We start from the raw sequence: 15,718 nt of genomic DNA on the forward strand, positions 1-15,718 counted from the left end.
GCGATTCGTCGATCGCGCGCGGGATTCACGGCCATGAGCGAGCAGGGGGCGAGCACGCATGAGTGCGTCCAAACATATGAAGATCTTCATTCCCTTGGTTTCGGCCACGTCGCTGCTCGCGCTGTCGGCGCAGGCGCAAGAGGCCAGGTCCCGGCAAGAGGTCGTCCAACCGCCGGCCGGGCCGGCAGCAGGCGCGCCGCCACAGGCCAATCCGCCTATGCGCAAGGGCCCTCCGCCGCAGCAGGCGACCAGGCCTGCGCAGCCCGGCGGTCAGCCCCATGCCGGTCACAACGCCGGGGGCCCGCCGCCCGGACGTCACGTCGCGCGCGGTCCTGCTCCCACACGTGATTGGGGTGGGCACACCTATCGCGGCAATCTTGCCTGGGAGGGTGGACGCTGGCGCCACGAAGTCCGCCATGGCCGATCCGGCTGGTGGTGGGACGTTGGCGGTGTCTGGTATTATTATCCGCAGCGTATGGCCGGCCCGCCGGCCTACATCTCGGAGGACTATATCGACGACGTGCCGGTGGTCTACGCCCGGCCTCCGGTGGCCTATGCGCCGCCCCCTCCGCCCCCGCCACCGCCGGCCGATCCTGGCGCCAGCGCGCTAGGCGGTGCGATCGTCGGCGGCCTGCTGGGCGGCCTGATCTCAGGCAATGCAACGGGGGCCGCCGCAGGCGCGGTCTTCGGGGGCGCAACGGGTGCGATCGCCGGCGCGACCGCGGCGTCCCAGCCCGGCTATTACTGGGCGCAGGGCACCTGCTATTACCGCTATCCGAACGGCCAATATGTGCAGGCCGATCCCCGCGCCTGCTATTGAATTCGCTTGGCCGGTTTGGAGCATGGAGGCGGGCTTCGGGCCCGCCTCATCCTTTTGCACGCGGCGGTTGCATTGAAATAGCCCTGGTGCTCGTCGCCCCCTCACGTCAATTTCAAAGAAAAATGGCGGGATGATTCGCGGGGGATGTGGGACATGCTGGATGCCATCCAGATCAGCGTGGCGCTCTGGGCCATGATCGTTTGCGGCGGAATTAAACTCTCGCAGGCGTTGCCCTACCTGCTCTAAAGCGCGATGCGATTAGGATGAATCGTCATCGCGCTTTAGATTATGTTTGAGCATGATCTTTTCGGAAAACCGCTTCACACTTTTCCGGATCATGCTCTAAAGGCGGGATCGGCGGGCAGGCGAATTGCCTTGCTCCGTCAGGACACGAGCCAGTCGAAGAATGCAATCGAGGCCCAGACCAGGCCGGCGATCCAGGCCACCATGACGACGCCGATGGTGCCGAGATAGGCGATGCCGAGCAGGTCCGCGCGATGTCGCTGCCTCGGGACGATGACTTCGGTTGCTGCTTTGCGTGTCATGACCGGACATCACCCATGAAGCCTGGACACGTAGTTTAGCGGAGATGTCGCGGACAGGCTGTGACGTGGTTCACAGACCGGTGCAGGAAGGCTGGTGGTTACCCCGCAATCATACGGACGAAATTGCCACGCACTCGTCCAGATGGCCGGCTAGAGTCTGCGCATGTACACCGAGTACGATCCGCAACACGAGGCCGAGGCCGCTATGAAGCGCGCCGCGGAGGCCGAGGGTGCCGACAGGCAACGGCTGATCCAGCTGGCCCTGGCATGGCACGAACTCGCCCGCGATCTGCACGATGAGCAAGCCGGCCCCTCACATCCAGCCGGGCGCAGGCCTTTGGCCCGATAGCGCTGAGATGAGAAAAACCCCGTGCTCGGGGGCAAGCACGGGGTCCTTCAAAGCCGACCGGGGCTGGCGGGTCGGCACCACTCTGTTCGGTTATCCAACGCGCGGACCGCGCATTCGTTCCGATCAATCTGCAGCGCTGAAATCCGATCGCATTGCAGCGACCTTCCGCAGAAAGTCAGCGTTAACGAATGCTCCGCGCAATCGAATTGCGGTCGCGATTCGTGCTTGCGAACGAAGCGGAGTCGGACCGTGAACAAACAAAAAGCCCCCGCAGGGGCTCAGTGTTTCACGCGGCTTCCGTCTTCGGGACGGCGTCGGCATTCACCGACAGCTTGACCACGTCGCCTTCGACGGCACCGACATATTTCGTGTCGATGTAGTGATGATGGTCCTTGTGACCTTCCGGGCTGTCCTTGCGCGTCAGCTTGATGCGGTTGCCCTCGAGACGATCGACGGTGCCGACATGGGCGCCGTCCTTGCCGATGATTTTCATGTGTTCTCTGATGTCAGCCATGCTGTCCTCCTTGCATGGCTTCAACTGCGAAGGCGCCGGTTCGTTGCAGCAGGCACGTTGGACCCGTTGGGATTTCCGGACGTTGACGCCTGATTGGATCTGTCAAGAAGCGCGATGGAGACCGTTCGGGCCTATCTGGAACGCAAGCACTGGGAACTCAAGCTGTTGAACGACGGCCTGAGAAACCCGCTCGATTTGGCGTCGCCGAGTTCCGTCGATGACGTCGTCAGATCCAAATTCCAGATCACGGCCGCGCTCAGGGCGGAGCATGAATTACACGAGTGGAAGGCGACGGAAACAGCTTGGTCGCACACGGCCGATCCCGCAAGCGGGCCGTTCGAGTTCAGCTACGACTACCAGCGGGCCGATCTGACAGTACGCGGTCCTTCATTCTACGAGCTCGATGGTGGCTGCACGAGCACGGCGATCTACACCGCCTCGGGGATGGCGGCGATCTCCGCCGTGCTGCTTGCTTCCGCGCGGATCGTCGCGAAAGCCGATATCCTGGTGCTGCCGGGCTCCTACGGCGAGACGCTGGAGCTGATCCGAAGCTTCATGCCGCATTTGCGGATCGAACCCTTGCCGCTGCCGCTCGGCGATGCGCTTGCTCCGGAGAAGTCACCGCGTATCTTGCTGCTGGATTCCTGCTCCGTCGCCGGCGCCATCGAGGCGGTGTTGCGCCGTGACGGCTCGGGCCTCGATCTCCTGATTTTCGATACGACGTGCTTCGCCGGCAGGTCGGGCCGCATCAGGCGAGTGGTGGGGTGGGCCAGGCGACACGGAATTGCGCTGGTGCTGGTGCGAAGCCACAACAAGCTCGATTCGCTCGGAGCGGAATATGGCCGGCTCGGCTCGGCCGTCTTCGTGCACGGGCATGAGCGTCCACCGCGGGCAGGGCACGCTGAATGGTCAGGTCTCGCGTCCGAAACGCGTAACGCAGTGCGGCTGCTCGGCGGCGCGGCCTTGCCGGCCCACTTCCCGCCGTTCGCAGGCAGCGCGGCGTATTGGGCGCTGACGAAGCGGCGCGTGGCGGCGATCTTGCGCAACGGCCGAAGCTCGGCGCGATGCTTTGCCGCCGAGATCCCGGCGCTCTCGGCTCAGCTTCGCTTCGCTCACGGCCTCTACGTCACCCTTCGCGGAAGGCGCGCGCTCGACGAGGCGGCCGCGCGGCAGGCTGCCGAGGACATGAGCTGCGAATTGCGCCGCGCGGGCTTTCCCATCCGCCACGCCGGCAGCTTCGGCTTCGATTTCGCCGCGACCGAGTGGTTTCACGACGGGACGACGGACCAGTACAGCGTCCGGGTGGCTGTTCCGGACCTGCCGACGGAGGTGTGGGACGATCTCACCGCCGCTATTGCGCGGTGGTGGCGCGGTCGTCAGTAGGCGGGGGCTGGATAGACGGCAGGGCGGGCGGCGTGGATCAGTCGACCGCCAGGCAATATTCGAGTCGCGGTTTCTCCTGGCCGCGGCGCGCCCAGTCTTCAACTGTAAACGCAGGCTGACGTTGTCCCATGGCGGCGCCAATGATCGAGGCCTGGACGACCTTGATGGGCCTCGTGACCACGTTGGTGTTCACCACGCCTGCATCCACGGCCAAATACGATATCGCAACGACCGCGACCGCAGACGCGATCGCCATTCTCGTCAGCTCGGATTGCTGCATTCCCAAACCTATCGGGCACGTCTCGCCCGGCGCTTAGATAGGGGCGATCGGCGCCGTTCAAAGGCTGGCATATGGTTACCCACGCGTTCGTGAAGAGCGGCGGCGAGGCAACGAGCTGGCGATCCCGGCAGGACTCGAACCTGCAACCCGCGGAGTAGAAATCCGCTACTCTATCCAGTTGAGCTACGGGACCGTCTTGAGCCGGCCGGCTTGGGCCGCTCGGATTGGGCAGCTGGCCGTTCATGTAGCATGCCAATATGAAAAAACTGGTGTTTCGCCAAGCCTGAACCGAACCGTTTTCCTCATTGCGACGACAAAGCGGAACGGTGGGGTGTCAGGGTGCCGGGTTGAGCGGCAGCGGACTGGACGATGGATCACATCGCCGGGAACGCTGAACAGCTTCCGGGACACGGCCGCCGGTCGACTGGTCAGGTAGTGCTGCGCCATCAGGACGGCGTGCGCGCCTTTATCTCGGCCGGTCTCCTCTGGGCTTGCCTCTGTCATGGCGAAAGCGACGCTTTGCACCTTCTGGTTCCATCGCCTTGAGTCCGTCACCTTTCCGCGCATTTCATTTGCCGCCGCGGCGTTCGTCCGCGCTTTCCGGGAGTCCTCCATGATCGGTCTTGTTCGCGCCGTCACAATCTGCGCCGCGCTGGCGCTCGGCCTCGTCGCTGCGCAGGCCGCCGACAAGGCGTTCAAACGCGACGACCTCGCCGATTCCGCGATCAAGCTGGAGGCCCAGATCAAGAGCGAGGCGGGGCCGGTCGCCAAGTCCAACGCGGCGCTGAAGACGGACGCCGACGCCGCCTTCCGGCGCAATGATTATCGCACCGGCCTTTCGGTGCTCGGCCAGATCGCCACCACGACGCCGGAGGACGCCGGCAACTGGCTGCGGCTCGCCAAGGTCATCTTCCAGATCCCGCCGAAGAGCTCGAGCGAGCAGACCTTCCTGCTGGAGCGCGCCTCGACGGCGGCCTATATCGCTTACATGCGCGCCGGCAATCCGGGCGAGGAGGCGGACGCGCTTGCCGTGCTCGGCAAGGCGCTGGCCGACCGCAAGCTGTGGCGGCCGGCACTGGATGCGCTGCGGCTGTCGCTCGACATGCGCGAGGTCGCCGAGGTCCGCGGCCAATATGAGAAGATGCGCGACGAGCACGGCTTCCGGCTGCTCGACTATACCGTAGACTCGGATTCGGCGAGCCCGCGTGCCTGCTTCCAGTTCTCCGAGGAGCTCGCCAAGCGCACCGACTTCGCGCCGTTCCTGGCTCTCGCCGGGCAGGACAAGCCGGCGCTGTCGGCCGAAGGCAAACAGCTCTGCGTCGACGGGCTGAAGCACGGCGAGCGCTACAACATCAACCTGCGCGCCGGCTTGCCGTCGACCGTGAAGGAGGGGCTGCCGAAATCGGCCGAGTTCAACATCTATGTGCGCGACCGCAAGCCGTTCGTGCGCTTCACCAGCCGCGCTTATGTGCTGCCGCGGACCGGCCAGCGCGGTATTCCCGTCGTCAGCGTCAACACGCCCGCGGTCAGCATCAACGTCTTCCGGATCGGTGACCGCAACCTGATCAACACGGTGGTCGACAGCGATTTCCAGAGGACGCTGTCGAAGTACCAGCTCAGCGAGCTCGGCGACGAGCGCGGCGTCAAGGTCTGGACCGGCGAGCTTGCGACTGCGACGACGCTGAACCAGGACGTCACCACGGCGTTCCCGGTCGACCAGGCGCTCGGCGAGCTCCAGCCCGGTGTCTACGTCATGACGGCCGCGGCGAGGGCTTCGGACGAGGACTACCAGCTCGCCACGCAATGGTTCATCGTCTCCGACCTCGGCATCGCCGCTTATTCCGGCAATGACGGCATCCATGTTTTCGTCAATTCGCTGGCGTCGACTGATCCGGTCGGCAAAGCCGAGGTGCGGCTGGTCGCGCGCAATAACGAGATCCTGGCGACACGCAAGACCGACGATGCTGGTCACGTGCTGTTCGAGGCCGGCCTTGCGCGCGGCGAGGGCGGATTGTCGCCGGCGATGCTCACGGTCACCGGGGAGAAGGCCGACTATGCCTTCCTGAGCCTGAAGACCTCGGCCTTCGACCTGTCCGACCGCGGCGTTTCGGGGCGCGCGGTGCCCGCCGGCGCCGATGCCTTCGTCTATGCCGAGCGTGGCGTCTACCGTTCCAGCGAGACCGTGTTCCTCACCGCGCTGCTCCGCGACGGGCAGGGCAATGCCGTCAGCGGCGGGCCGATGACACTGGTGGTCGAGCGCCCGGACGGCGTCGAATATCGTCGCGCCGTCCTGGCAGATCAGGGCGCCGGCGGCCGCACGCTGTCCGTGCCGCTCAACTCGGCCGTACCGACCGGCACGTGGCGGGTGCGTGCCTTCACCGATCCGAAGGGAGCTTCGGTCGGCGAGACCACCTTCATGGTCGAGGATTACGTCCCCGATCGGATCGAATTCGACTTGTCCGCCAAGGACAAGCTGATCAAAGCTAACGCTCCAGTGGAGCTTAAGGCCGACGGTCATTTCCTCTATGGCGCACCGGCCTCGGGCCTGCAGCTCGAAGGCGACATGCTGATCGCGCCCGCGCCCGAGCGGCCCGGCTTTGCCGGCTACAAGTTCGGCGTCGACGACGAGGAGACCACCTCGAACGAGCGCACGCCGCTGGAGAACCTGCCCGAGGCGGACGCCAATGGCGTCGCGACCTTCCCGGTGACGCTGGACAAGCAGCCGGCCTCGACGCGCCCGCAGGAGGCGCAGATCTTCGTCCGCATGGTCGAGACCGGCGGCCGCGCCGTCGAGCGCAAGATCGTGCTGCCGGTCGCGCCCGCCACGGCGCAGATCGGCATCAAGCCGCTGTTCGGCGACAAGAACGTCGCCGAGGGCGACAAGGCCGAGTTCGACGTCGTGTTCGTCTCGCCGGAGGGCGAGAAGCTGCGCCGCGACGGTCTGCGCTACGAGCTGCTGAAGATCGAGTCGCGCTACCAGTGGTACCGCCAGAACAATTACTGGGAGTACGAGCCGGTCAAGTCGACCTCGCGCATCGCCGACGGCGACGTCACTGTTACGGTCGACAAGCCGACGCGGATCTCGCTCACGCCGCAGCCCGGCCGCTACCGGCTCGACGTCAGGTCGAACGAGGCTGACGGTCCGGTGACTTCGGTGCAGTTCGACGTCGGCTGGTACTCCGACGGCAGCGCCGACACGCCGGACCTGCTGGAGACCTCGATCGACAAGCCGCAATACGCCTCCGGCGACACCATGACGGTGTCCGTCAACGTCCGCAGCGCCGGCAAGCTCACCATCAACGTGCTCGGCGAGCGGCTGCTGACGACGCAGACCATCGACGTCAAGGAAGGCACCGCGCAGGTCAAGCTCCCGATCGGCAAGGATTGGGGCACCGGCGCCTATGTGGTGGCGACGCTGCGCCGTCCGCTCGATGCCGCCGCCCAGCGCATGCCGGGCCGTGCGATCGGGCTGAAATGGTTCGGCATCGACAAGCAGGCTCGCACCTTGCAGGTCAAGCTGTCGCCCCCTTCGCTGATCCGGCCGAATTCGACGCTGAAGATCCCCGTCAAGCTCGATGGGCTCAATCCGGGCGAGGATGCCAAGGTCGTCATCGCCGCGGTCGACGTCGGCATCCTCAATCTCACCAATTACAAGCCGCCGGCCCCGGACGATTATTATCTCGGCCAGCGTCGCCTCAGCGCCGAGATCCGCGACCTCTACGGACAGCTGATCGACGGCATGTCGGGCACGCGCGGCCAGATCAAGTCCGGCGGCGACGCCGGTGGCGAGCTCCAGGGCTCGCCGCCCACGCAGAAGCCGCTCGCGCTCTATTCCGGCATCGTCACCGTCGCTGCCGACGGCTCGGCCGAAGTGAGCTTCGATGTTCCGGAGTTCGCGGGAACCGCGCGCGTGATGGCGGTGGCGTGGACCGCGACCAAGCTCGGCCGCGCCAACACCGACATCGTGATCCGCGATCCCGTCGTGCTCACGACGACGCTGCCGCGCTTCCTGCTCAATGGCGACCGCGGCTCGGTCAATCTCGAGATCGACAATGTCGAGGGCCAGGCCGGCGACTACGTCATCAACGTGAAGGCGGGCGGCCCGGTGAAGATGACCGGCAATCCCGCAACCACGGTGAAGCTCGCCGCCAAGCAGCGAAATTCGTTCTCGCTCGCGCTCGATGCGACCGCGGCGGGGCAGGCGACGCTCGACGTCGACATCAAGGGCCCGAATGGCCTCGCGCTGGTGCGTCACTATGCGTTCGACGTCAAGCCAGCGACGCAGGTGCTGGCGCGGCGCTCGATCCGGACGCTGGCGAAGGGCGAGAGCCTGACGCTGACTTCGGACATGTTCTCCGACCTCGTGCCGGGCACCGGCGCTGTCTCAGTTTCGGCCAGCCTGTCGACCGCGCTCGACGCGGCAACGATCCTGAAGGCGCTCGACCGCTATCCCCATGGCTGCTCGGAGCAGATCACGAGCCGGGCCATGCCGCTGCTCTATGTCAACGAGCTCGCGGCCGGCGCGCATCTTGCCATGGACACCGAGGTCGACCAGCGCATCCGCGACGCCATCGAGCGGCTGTTGGCTCGCCAGGGCTCGAACGGCTCGTTCGGCCTGTGGTTGGCCGGTGGCGACGATGCCTGGCTCGATGCCTACGTGACGGACTTCCTCACCCGCGCCCGCGAGAAGGGCTTTGCGGTGCCGGACGTGCTGTTCAAGAACGCACTGGACCGTATCCGCAACTCCGTCGTCAATGCCAACGAGCCGGAGAAGGACGGTGGCCGCGATCTCGCGTACGGCCTCTATGTGCTCGCGCGTAACGGCGCAGCTCCGATCGGCGATCTCCGCTATCTCGCCGACACCAAGCTTGCCAACCTCGCGACCCCAATCGCGAAATCGCAGCTTGCCGCGGCGCTGGCCTTGGTCGGCGACCGCAACCGCGCCGAGCGGGTCTATGGCGCAGCGCTCGACAGCCTCGCACCCAAGCCGGCGCTGGAATTCGGCCGCACCGACTATGGCTCGCAGCTGCGCGATGCCGCTGCACTGGTGTCGCTGGCCAGCGAAGGCAACGCGCCGAGGGCGACGCTGACGCAGGCGGTGTCGCGGGTCGAGACCGCCCGCGGGCTGACGCCCTACACCTCCACGCAGGAGAATGCGTGGCTGGTGCTAGCGGCACGGGCGCTCGCCAAGGAGAACCTCTCGATCGAGGTCGATGGGCAGCCGGTCAAGACCGCCTTGTACCGCAGCTACAAGGCGGACACGCTGGGCGGCAAGCCGCTGAAGATCACCAACACCGGCGATGCGCCGGTGCAGGCGGTCGTCTCGGTGTCGGGCTCGCCGGTCACGCCGGAGCCGGCGGCGTCCAACGGCTTCAAGATCGAGCGCGGCTACTATACGCTCGACGGCAAGCCCGCCGACATCAGCAAGGTCAAGCAGAACCAGCGCTTTGCGGTGGTGCTGAAGATCACCGAAGCCAAGCCCGAGTACGGCCACATCATGGTGTCGGACTATCTGCCGGCGGGTCTGGAGATCGACAATCCGAACCTGGTGTCGTCCGGCGACAGCGGCACGCTGGACTGGATCGAGGACGGCGAGGAGCCGGAACATACCGAATTCCGCGACGACCGCTTCACCGCGGCCGTCGACCGGGCCTCGGATTCCAAGTCGGTCTTCACGCTCGCCTATGTCGTGCGCGCGGTCTCGCCCGGCAAATACGTGCTGCCGCAGGCCTATGTCGAGGACATGTACAATCCCTCGCGCTATGGCCGGACCGGCACGGGCAGTGTCGAGGTGCGGGCGGCGAAGTGAGTGCTGGTGGGATGAGCGAGGTCGCGCCTCAAACTCGGTCGTCATGCCCGGGCTTGACCCGGGCATCCACGGACTTTGCCGCGGCGACGAAGAACGTGGATGGCCGGGACAAGCCCGGCCATGACGGAGCAAGGGGCGGGGGGCTTCGCATCCTCTCCACCCTCGCACTCACCCTCATCCTCGCCATCATCGGCTTTGTCGGCTGGGTCTACTCCCTCGGCCCGTTGCCGCTCGATGAAGCGCGGCAAGTCTCCACCACGATCGTTGACCGCAACGGCAAGCTGCTGCGCGCCTACGCCATGGCTGACGGGCGCTGGCGGCTGCCGGTCGATGCCAACACAAACGTCGATCCGACCTATCTGAAGCTGCTGTTCGCCTATGAGGACCAGCGCTTCTACGCCCACAACGGCGTCGATCCGCTCGCTCTGGGACGCGCCGCGTTGCAGCTGGGAACGCGCGGCCACATCGTCTCGGGCGGCTCGACCATCAGCATGCAGCTGGCCCGTCTGATGGAGCCGCGCCGGCAGCGCTCGCTGTACGCAAAATTGCGGCAGATCGTGCGTGCCATCGAAATCGAGCGCAGCATGAGCAAGGAGCAGATCCTCGATCTCTATCTGGCGTTGGCGCCCTATGGCGGCAATCTCGAAGGCATCCGCGCGGCGTCGATCGCCTATCTCGGCAAGGAGCCGAAGCGGCTGTCGCTGGCGGAGGCCGCGTTGTTGGTCGCGCTGCCGCAATCGCCGGAGACCCGCCGGCTGGATCGCTTCCCGGAGGCAGCCCGCAAGGCGCGCGACCGCGTGCTCGACCGCATGGTCGAGGAGCACGTGGTCAGCACTGAGGAGGCCAATCAGGCCAAGGCGGTACCGGTGCCGACACTGCGCAGGCCGATGCCGATCCTGGCGCCACACGCCTCCGACGCCGCGCTGTCGACGGTCAAGGACACGCCGATCATCAAGCTGACGCTCGATGCGACCTTGCAGAAGGTGCTGGAGCCGCTGGCGCGCGACCGCGCAATTGCGCTGGGGCCGAACATCTCGGTCGGCATCGTCGTGGTCGACAATGAGAGCGGCGACGTGCTCGCGCGTGTCGGCTCGGCCGATTATTTCGACGAGAGCCGGGCGGGGCAGGTCGATATGACTCGCGCCATCCGCTCGCCAGGCTCGACGCTCAAGCCCTTCATCTACGGGCTGGCCTTCGAGGACGGCTTTGTCCATCCCGACAGTCTGATCGACGACCGCCCGGTCCGCTTCGGCTCCTATGCGCCGGAAAATTTCGACATGACTTTCCAGGGCACGGTTCCGGTGAGGAAGGCGCTGCAACTGTCGCTGAACGTGCCGGCCATCGTGCTGCTCGACCGCGTCGGCTCGAGCCGGCTGACCTCGCGGCTGCGGCAGGCCGGCGGCAACCTCGTCCTGCCCAAGGACGAAGCGCCCGGCCTCGCCATGGGCCTCGGCGGCGTCGGCGTGACGCTGCAGGATCTGGCCCAGCTCTATGCCGGCTTTGCCCGCCTTGGGACCACCAAGCCGTTGCGCGAGATCGTCACGGCCAAGGACGAGCGGGAGCCGCTGCGGCTGCTGGATCAGGTCGCAGCCTGGCAGGTCGGCAACGTCTTGCTCGGCACGCCCCCGCCGGAGAACGCCGCCCACAACCGCATCGCCTTCAAGACCGGCACCTCCTACGGCTATCGCGACGCTTGGTCGGTCGGCTTCGACGGTCGCATGACCATCGGCGTCTGGGTTGGCCGTCCGGACGGAGCGCCGGTTCCCGGCCTGATCGGACGCGTCGCCGCCGCGCCCATCCTGTTCGATGCCTTCGCCCGCAGCGGCAAGACGCTGGCCGCCTTGCCGAAGCCGCCCAAGGGAACCCTGGTCGCAAGCAACGCGAAGCTGCCGCTGCCCTTGAAGCGGTTCCGTCCGGTCGGCGAACTGGTGCGAAGCGGGGGCGAGCAGCCGCTGCACATCCAGTTTCCGCTGAACGGCTCGCGGATCGACGTCGATCGATCGGGCGGCCGGGAGAGCGCGGCCATGCCGGTCAAGGTCGCCGGCGGCGTGCTGCCCATAACCGTTATGGTTAACGGCACCGCGCTCGGCGAGATCGACGGCCGCCGTCAGCGGCTGATCGATCCGCCCGGCCCGGGCTTTGCTCGGCTCACCGTGATCGACGCCACGGGCGCCGCGGACACAGTCGTCATTCGAATTCAATGACCCTGCCTTAAGCGGTTGTGGCCATGGCGGTTTCAGCGTAAGCGGAACCAATGGCCGACACCTACCCCAGCCCCCGTTTTGGTGCCCCCCGCGAGTCGAAATCGCCCACAAATCCGGGCAGCGGGCTCGTGCGCATGCTCGACATCGTCACGGCCAGCCACCCGCGCGCAGTCGGCTTCCTGGTGCTGTGCGCGCTGCTGCTGTTCCTGCCGGGCTTCTTCACCATCCCGCCGATCGACCGCGACGAGGCGCGGTTTGCCCAGGCCACCAAGCAGATGGTCGAGAGCGGCGACTATGTCGACATCCGCTTTCAGGAGGACGTCCGCTACAAGAAGCCGGTCGGCATCTACTGGTTGCAATCGGCGACCCTCGAAGCCGCATCGATGCTCAAGCTGCCGAAGGCCGAATTGCGTATCTGGGTCTACCGGCTGCCGTCGCTGATGGGGGCGATCGGCGCCGTGCTGATGACCTATTGGGCCGCGCTCGGATTCATCACACGACGTGCCGCGGTGCTGGCGGCGCTGATGATGTGCGCCTCCGTGCTGCTCGGCGTCGAGGCGCGCCTGGCCAAGACCGACGCCATGCTGCTGCTCTGCGTGGTCGCCGCGATGGGCGCGATGGCGCGGGCCTATCTGTCCTGGCAGCGCGCCGAGGACGAGACGCATCCGCCCTGGAGCTGGCCCGCGATCTTCTGGACCGCACTCGCCATGGGCATCCTGATCAAGGGCCCGCTGATCCTGATGTTCGCAGGCCTGACCATCGTCGCGCTCGCGATCCAGGACCGCGACGCCTCCTGGCTGTGGAAGCTGCGGCCTGTCTGGGGCCTGATGTGGATGCTGGTGCTGGTGCTGCCCTGGTTCGTCGCGATCTTCTGGCGCGCGGGCGAGACCTTCTTCACCACCTCCGTCGGCGGCGACATGCTGAGCAAGCTCGGCGCCCAGGAATCCCACGGCGCACCGCCCGGACTTTACCTGGCGCTGTTCTGGATCACGTTCTGGCCAGGTGCGCCGCTGGCGGCGATGGCGGCGCCCGCGGTGTGGCGGGCCCGCCGCGAGCCCGGTGCGCAGTTCCTGCTGGCCTGGCTGATCCCGTCCTGGATCGTGTTCGAGGCGGTGCTGACCAAGCTGCCGCACTACGTGCTGCCGCTGTATCCCGCGATCGCGATCCTCACCGCCGGCGCGGTGGAGCGGCGCGTGCTGTCGCGCTCCTGGCTGATGCGTGGCTCGGCCTGGTGGTTCGCGATCCCCGCAGCCGCCTCCATCATTGCGGTGGTCGGCTCGGTGATACTGACGCGGCAGCCCGCTTTCGTGGCCTGGCCGTTCATCGCGGCCGCGCTGATCTTCGGTCTGTTCGCCTGGTGGCTGTTCGATACCAACCGCGCCGAGCGCTCGTTGCTCAACGCCCTGGTCGCAGGCCTGATGCTCGCCGTGACGATTTACGGCATCGTGCTGCCGTCACTGACGCCGCTGTTTCCCAGCATCGAGATCGCGCGCGCGCTTCGCAACGTCACCTGCGTCGGACCGAAGGCGGCTGCGGCCGGTTATCACGAGCCGAGCCTCGTCTTCCTGGCGGGCACCCGGACCTTGCTCACCGACGGCTCCGGTGCGGCGGATTTCCTGCGGCAGGGCAGCTGCCGCTTCGCGCTGATCGAGCAGCGCTCGGAGCGCAGCTTCGTGCAGCGTGCCGAGGCGATCGGGCTGCGCTACAAGGTCGGCGCGCGCATCGACGGCTATAATTTCTCGCAAGGGCGCGCGATCTCGATCTCGATCTTCCGCTCGGAAGGAACCGAATAGGGTGCGGGCCCCGACCGACATTGCGCCGCATGCCGGCTATCCCGCGCAATTGCTAGCGGTATCCTGGCGCGCGCTGGCGCAGCTCGTGCGGTCGCCCTCGCATTCGCGCCGCGCCGAGGCCGCCCGGAAGCTGGCGCGGCATTCGCTATGGATTGCCACGGCGGGTGCAGCGCTCGTCATCGTGCTGATGATCGCGTTCGATCAGACCGAAATCCTGCTGATGCCGCCGCGCGGCACGCCGAGCCTGTGGCCGATCCGCATCCTCACCGATTTCGGCAAGGACGAGTATATCCTCTCGGTGCTGGGTGCTGCGCTGGTGGTGCTGGCGCTCGTTGCGGCAGGGCTGCACGGGAGGCGTCGCGCGCTGTTGCTCGGCTTCGGCACGCGGCTGCAATTCCTGTTTCTGTCGGTTGCCGTGTCAGCCTTCGTCGCCGAAATCCTGAAATATGTCATCGGCCGCGGACGTCCGTTCGTCGGGGGCAAGGCCAATCCGTTCAACTTCGTCCCGTTCGAGGGGACGGGGGCTTATGCCAGCCTGCCGTCAGGCCACGCCGTGGCCGCGTTCGCCCTGGCGTTTGCCGTCTCGGCACTGTGGCCGCGTCTGCGCGTCTTCATGTTCACTTACGCAATCGTGATCGTGCTGACGCGCCTGGTGTTGCTGGCGCATCATCCGAGCGACGTGGTCGCAGGCGCTCTGGTCGGAACGGTGGGCGCCATGGCCGTTCATTACTGGTTCGCGGCCCGAAAGCTCGGATTTGCCATCCGCGCCGACGGCACCATCGTGCCGCTTTCAGGGACGTTTTCCGACCGCCTCAAAAGGGTTGCTCGCCGGGCATCCGCCCCATAAAAGCGGCTGCCTGCCGGGACCGCCGGTTCCCCTGGGCAGGTCAATTCCAACCACGAGCCTCGATTTGTCGACGTCCCAGCCTTCGGTGTCCATCGTTGTTCCCGTGCGCAACGAAGCCGACAACATCGCGCCGCTGATCGCGGAGATCGGCGCGGCACTCGATGGCCGCTGGCCCTATGAGATCATCTACGTCAACGACGGCTCGACCGACGCCACCGGCGAGCGGCTTGGCGCCATCATGAAACAGCGGAGCAATCTGCGTCAGCTTCGCCATGCACGATCGGGCGGCCAGTCGGCGGCCGTGCGCAGCGGCGTGCGCGCGGCGCGCGGGGAGATCGTGGCGACGCTCGATGGCGACGGCCAGAACAATCCGGCCTTCCTGCCCGACCTGATCGCGGCAGTCGAGAAGGGGGCAGGGCGCGTCGGTCTCGCGGCCGGCCAGCGGATCGGGCGCAAGGACACCGGCTTCAAGAAATTCCAGTCGCGCGTCGCCAACGGCGTTCGCAACGCCATCCTGAAGGACGGCACGCGCGACACCGGCTGCGGGCTGAAGGCGTTCCGCCGCGACGTCTTCCTGATGCTTCCATATTTCGACGGGCTGCATCGCTTCCTTCCCGCGTTGGTCCGCCGCGAAGGCTACGACATCGCCTATGTCGACGTGATCGACCGGCCGCGCCATTCGGGCGTGTCCAACTATGGTTTCTTCGACCGGCTGTGGATCGGCATCATGGATCTCGCCGGCGTCTGGTGGCTGATCCGCCGCAAGAAGGCGACGCCTGAAGTGACCGAGGTGAACGCATGATCATTCAATACGGTCAGGCGCTGAGCAATTATCTCTATGACGTCTTCGTCGCCAAATTCGACTTCTGGCTGGCATTCGGCCTGGTCGCGCAGCTGTTCTTCACGGCGCGCTTCCTGGTGCAGTGGATCGCGAGCGAGCGCGCCGGCAACAGCGTGGTGCCGATGGCGTTCTGGTTCTGCTCGATGGGCGGCGGGCTGATGACGCTGGTCTATGGCGTCGTGAAGCGCGAGCCCGTCATCATCCTCGGACAGTCGCTCGCGACCATCATCTATATCAGAAACATCATGCTGATCTGGAAGAACCGCGGCACCGCCTCAAAGACGCTGGACCGCTGACCGAGCGTTCGGCTCCGCTTGTTGAAGCCTGGCACGT

General features: G+C 66.2%; 12 protein-coding genes and 1 tRNA gene. 10 read left to right on the top strand and 3 right to left on the bottom strand.

Annotated elements, in window-relative coordinates; all coding sequences use genetic code 11:
* Positions 1-58: 58 nt before the first annotated feature.
* Complete coding sequence (locus ACVWYQ_RS04025) at positions 59-820, top strand: hypothetical protein (RefSeq protein WP_275502052.1); 762 nt, start codon at positions 59-61, stop codon at positions 818-820.
* Positions 821-1,203: 383 nt separating this feature from the next.
* Here ACVWYQ_RS04025 and ACVWYQ_RS04030 read toward each other — a convergent pair whose 3' ends face one another.
* The gene (locus ACVWYQ_RS04030) at positions 1,204-1,365 is read right to left on the bottom strand and encodes a hypothetical protein (protein ID WP_035999590.1); all 162 of its coding nucleotides are present in this window, start codon (positions 1,363-1,365) and stop codon (positions 1,204-1,206) included.
* A 163-nt stretch (positions 1,366-1,528) separates the two neighbouring features.
* Here ACVWYQ_RS04030 and ACVWYQ_RS04035 point away from each other — a divergent pair, with 163 nt between their 5' ends.
* A complete protein-coding gene (locus ACVWYQ_RS04035) occupies positions 1,529-1,714 on the top strand; it encodes a hypothetical protein (protein WP_157284271.1) in 186 nt (61 codons plus the stop codon).
* Positions 1,715-2,000: 286 nt separating this feature from the next.
* Here ACVWYQ_RS04035 and ACVWYQ_RS04040 read toward each other — a convergent pair whose 3' ends face one another.
* A complete protein-coding gene (locus ACVWYQ_RS04040) occupies positions 2,001-2,228 on the bottom strand; it encodes a DUF2171 domain-containing protein (protein WP_025036201.1) in 228 nt (75 codons plus the stop codon).
* A gap of 114 nt (positions 2,229-2,342) precedes the next feature.
* On the opposite strand from ACVWYQ_RS04040, the gene ACVWYQ_RS04045 reads away from it, so the two are divergent.
* Positions 2,343-3,611, top strand: coding sequence for a hypothetical protein (locus ACVWYQ_RS04045; protein WP_456725449.1), 1,269 nt, complete (start codon positions 2,343-2,345; stop codon positions 3,609-3,611).
* A gap of 140 nt (positions 3,612-3,751) precedes the next feature.
* Positions 3,752-3,928 (top strand): hypothetical protein, encoded by a 177-nt coding sequence (locus ACVWYQ_RS04050; RefSeq protein ID WP_456725450.1) that lies wholly within the window; start codon positions 3,752-3,754, stop codon positions 3,926-3,928.
* A gap of 79 nt (positions 3,929-4,007) precedes the next feature.
* Here ACVWYQ_RS04050 and ACVWYQ_RS04055 read toward each other — a convergent pair.
* Positions 4,008-4,084: transfer RNA gene (locus ACVWYQ_RS04055), tRNA-Arg, on the bottom strand.
* Between the two features lie 420 nt (positions 4,085-4,504).
* Between ACVWYQ_RS04055 and ACVWYQ_RS04060 the strand changes: the two genes are divergently transcribed.
* From ACVWYQ_RS04060 to ACVWYQ_RS04085, 6 genes are all read left to right on the top strand, one after another.
* Positions 4,505-9,700, top strand: a complete 5,196-nt coding sequence (locus ACVWYQ_RS04060; protein WP_456725451.1) for an alpha-2-macroglobulin family protein — start codon at positions 4,505-4,507, stop codon at positions 9,698-9,700.
* A 95-nt stretch (positions 9,701-9,795) separates the two neighbouring features.
* Entirely contained in the window at positions 9,796-11,904 is a 2,109-nt protein-coding gene (pbpC, locus tag ACVWYQ_RS04065; RefSeq protein ID WP_404655640.1) for a penicillin-binding protein 1C, read from the top strand.
* Positions 11,905-11,954: 50 nt separating this feature from the next.
* Entirely contained in the window at positions 11,955-13,697 is a 1,743-nt protein-coding gene (locus ACVWYQ_RS04070; RefSeq protein ID WP_456725452.1) for an ArnT family glycosyltransferase, read from the top strand.
* A gap of 1 nt (position 13,698) precedes the next feature.
* Entirely contained in the window at positions 13,699-14,544 is an 846-nt protein-coding gene (locus ACVWYQ_RS04075; RefSeq protein WP_456725453.1) for a phosphatase PAP2 family protein, read from the top strand.
* A 64-nt stretch (positions 14,545-14,608) separates the two neighbouring features.
* Entirely contained in the window at positions 14,609-15,346 is a 738-nt protein-coding gene (locus ACVWYQ_RS04080; protein WP_275502044.1) for a glycosyltransferase family 2 protein, read from the top strand.
* Positions 15,343-15,681 carry a lipid-A-disaccharide synthase N-terminal domain-containing protein gene (locus tag ACVWYQ_RS04085; protein WP_025036223.1) on the top strand — a complete coding sequence of 113 codons (339 nt, stop codon included), beginning with the start codon at positions 15,343-15,345 and terminating at the stop codon, positions 15,679-15,681. Before ACVWYQ_RS04080 ends, ACVWYQ_RS04085 begins: the two co-directional genes overlap by 4 nt.
* The last annotated feature ends 37 nt before the right edge of the window (positions 15,682-15,718 follow it).

The organism is Bradyrhizobium sp. USDA 3397, assembly GCF_054060965.1.

Coding starts and splice junctions, on each gene's coding strand:
- ACVWYQ_RS04025 (WP_275502052.1), top strand. CDS start 59: ATGAGTGCGTCCAAACATATGAAGATCTTCATTCCCTTGGTTTCGGCC.
- ACVWYQ_RS04030 (WP_035999590.1), bottom strand. CDS start 1,365: ATGACACGCAAAGCAGCAACCGAAGTCATCGTCCCGAGGCAGCGACAT.
- ACVWYQ_RS04035 (WP_157284271.1), top strand. CDS start 1,529: ATGTACACCGAGTACGATCCGCAACACGAGGCCGAGGCCGCTATGAAG.
- ACVWYQ_RS04040 (WP_025036201.1), bottom strand. CDS start 2,228: ATGGCTGACATCAGAGAACACATGAAAATCATCGGCAAGGACGGCGCC.
- ACVWYQ_RS04045 (WP_456725449.1), top strand. CDS start 2,343: ATGGAGACCGTTCGGGCCTATCTGGAACGCAAGCACTGGGAACTCAAG.
- ACVWYQ_RS04050 (WP_456725450.1), top strand. CDS start 3,752: ATGATCGAGGCCTGGACGACCTTGATGGGCCTCGTGACCACGTTGGTG.
- ACVWYQ_RS04060 (WP_456725451.1), top strand. CDS start 4,505: ATGATCGGTCTTGTTCGCGCCGTCACAATCTGCGCCGCGCTGGCGCTC.
- ACVWYQ_RS04070 (WP_456725452.1), top strand. CDS start 11,955: ATGGCCGACACCTACCCCAGCCCCCGTTTTGGTGCCCCCCGCGAGTCG.
- ACVWYQ_RS04085 (WP_025036223.1), top strand. CDS start 15,343: ATGATCATTCAATACGGTCAGGCGCTGAGCAATTATCTCTATGACGTC.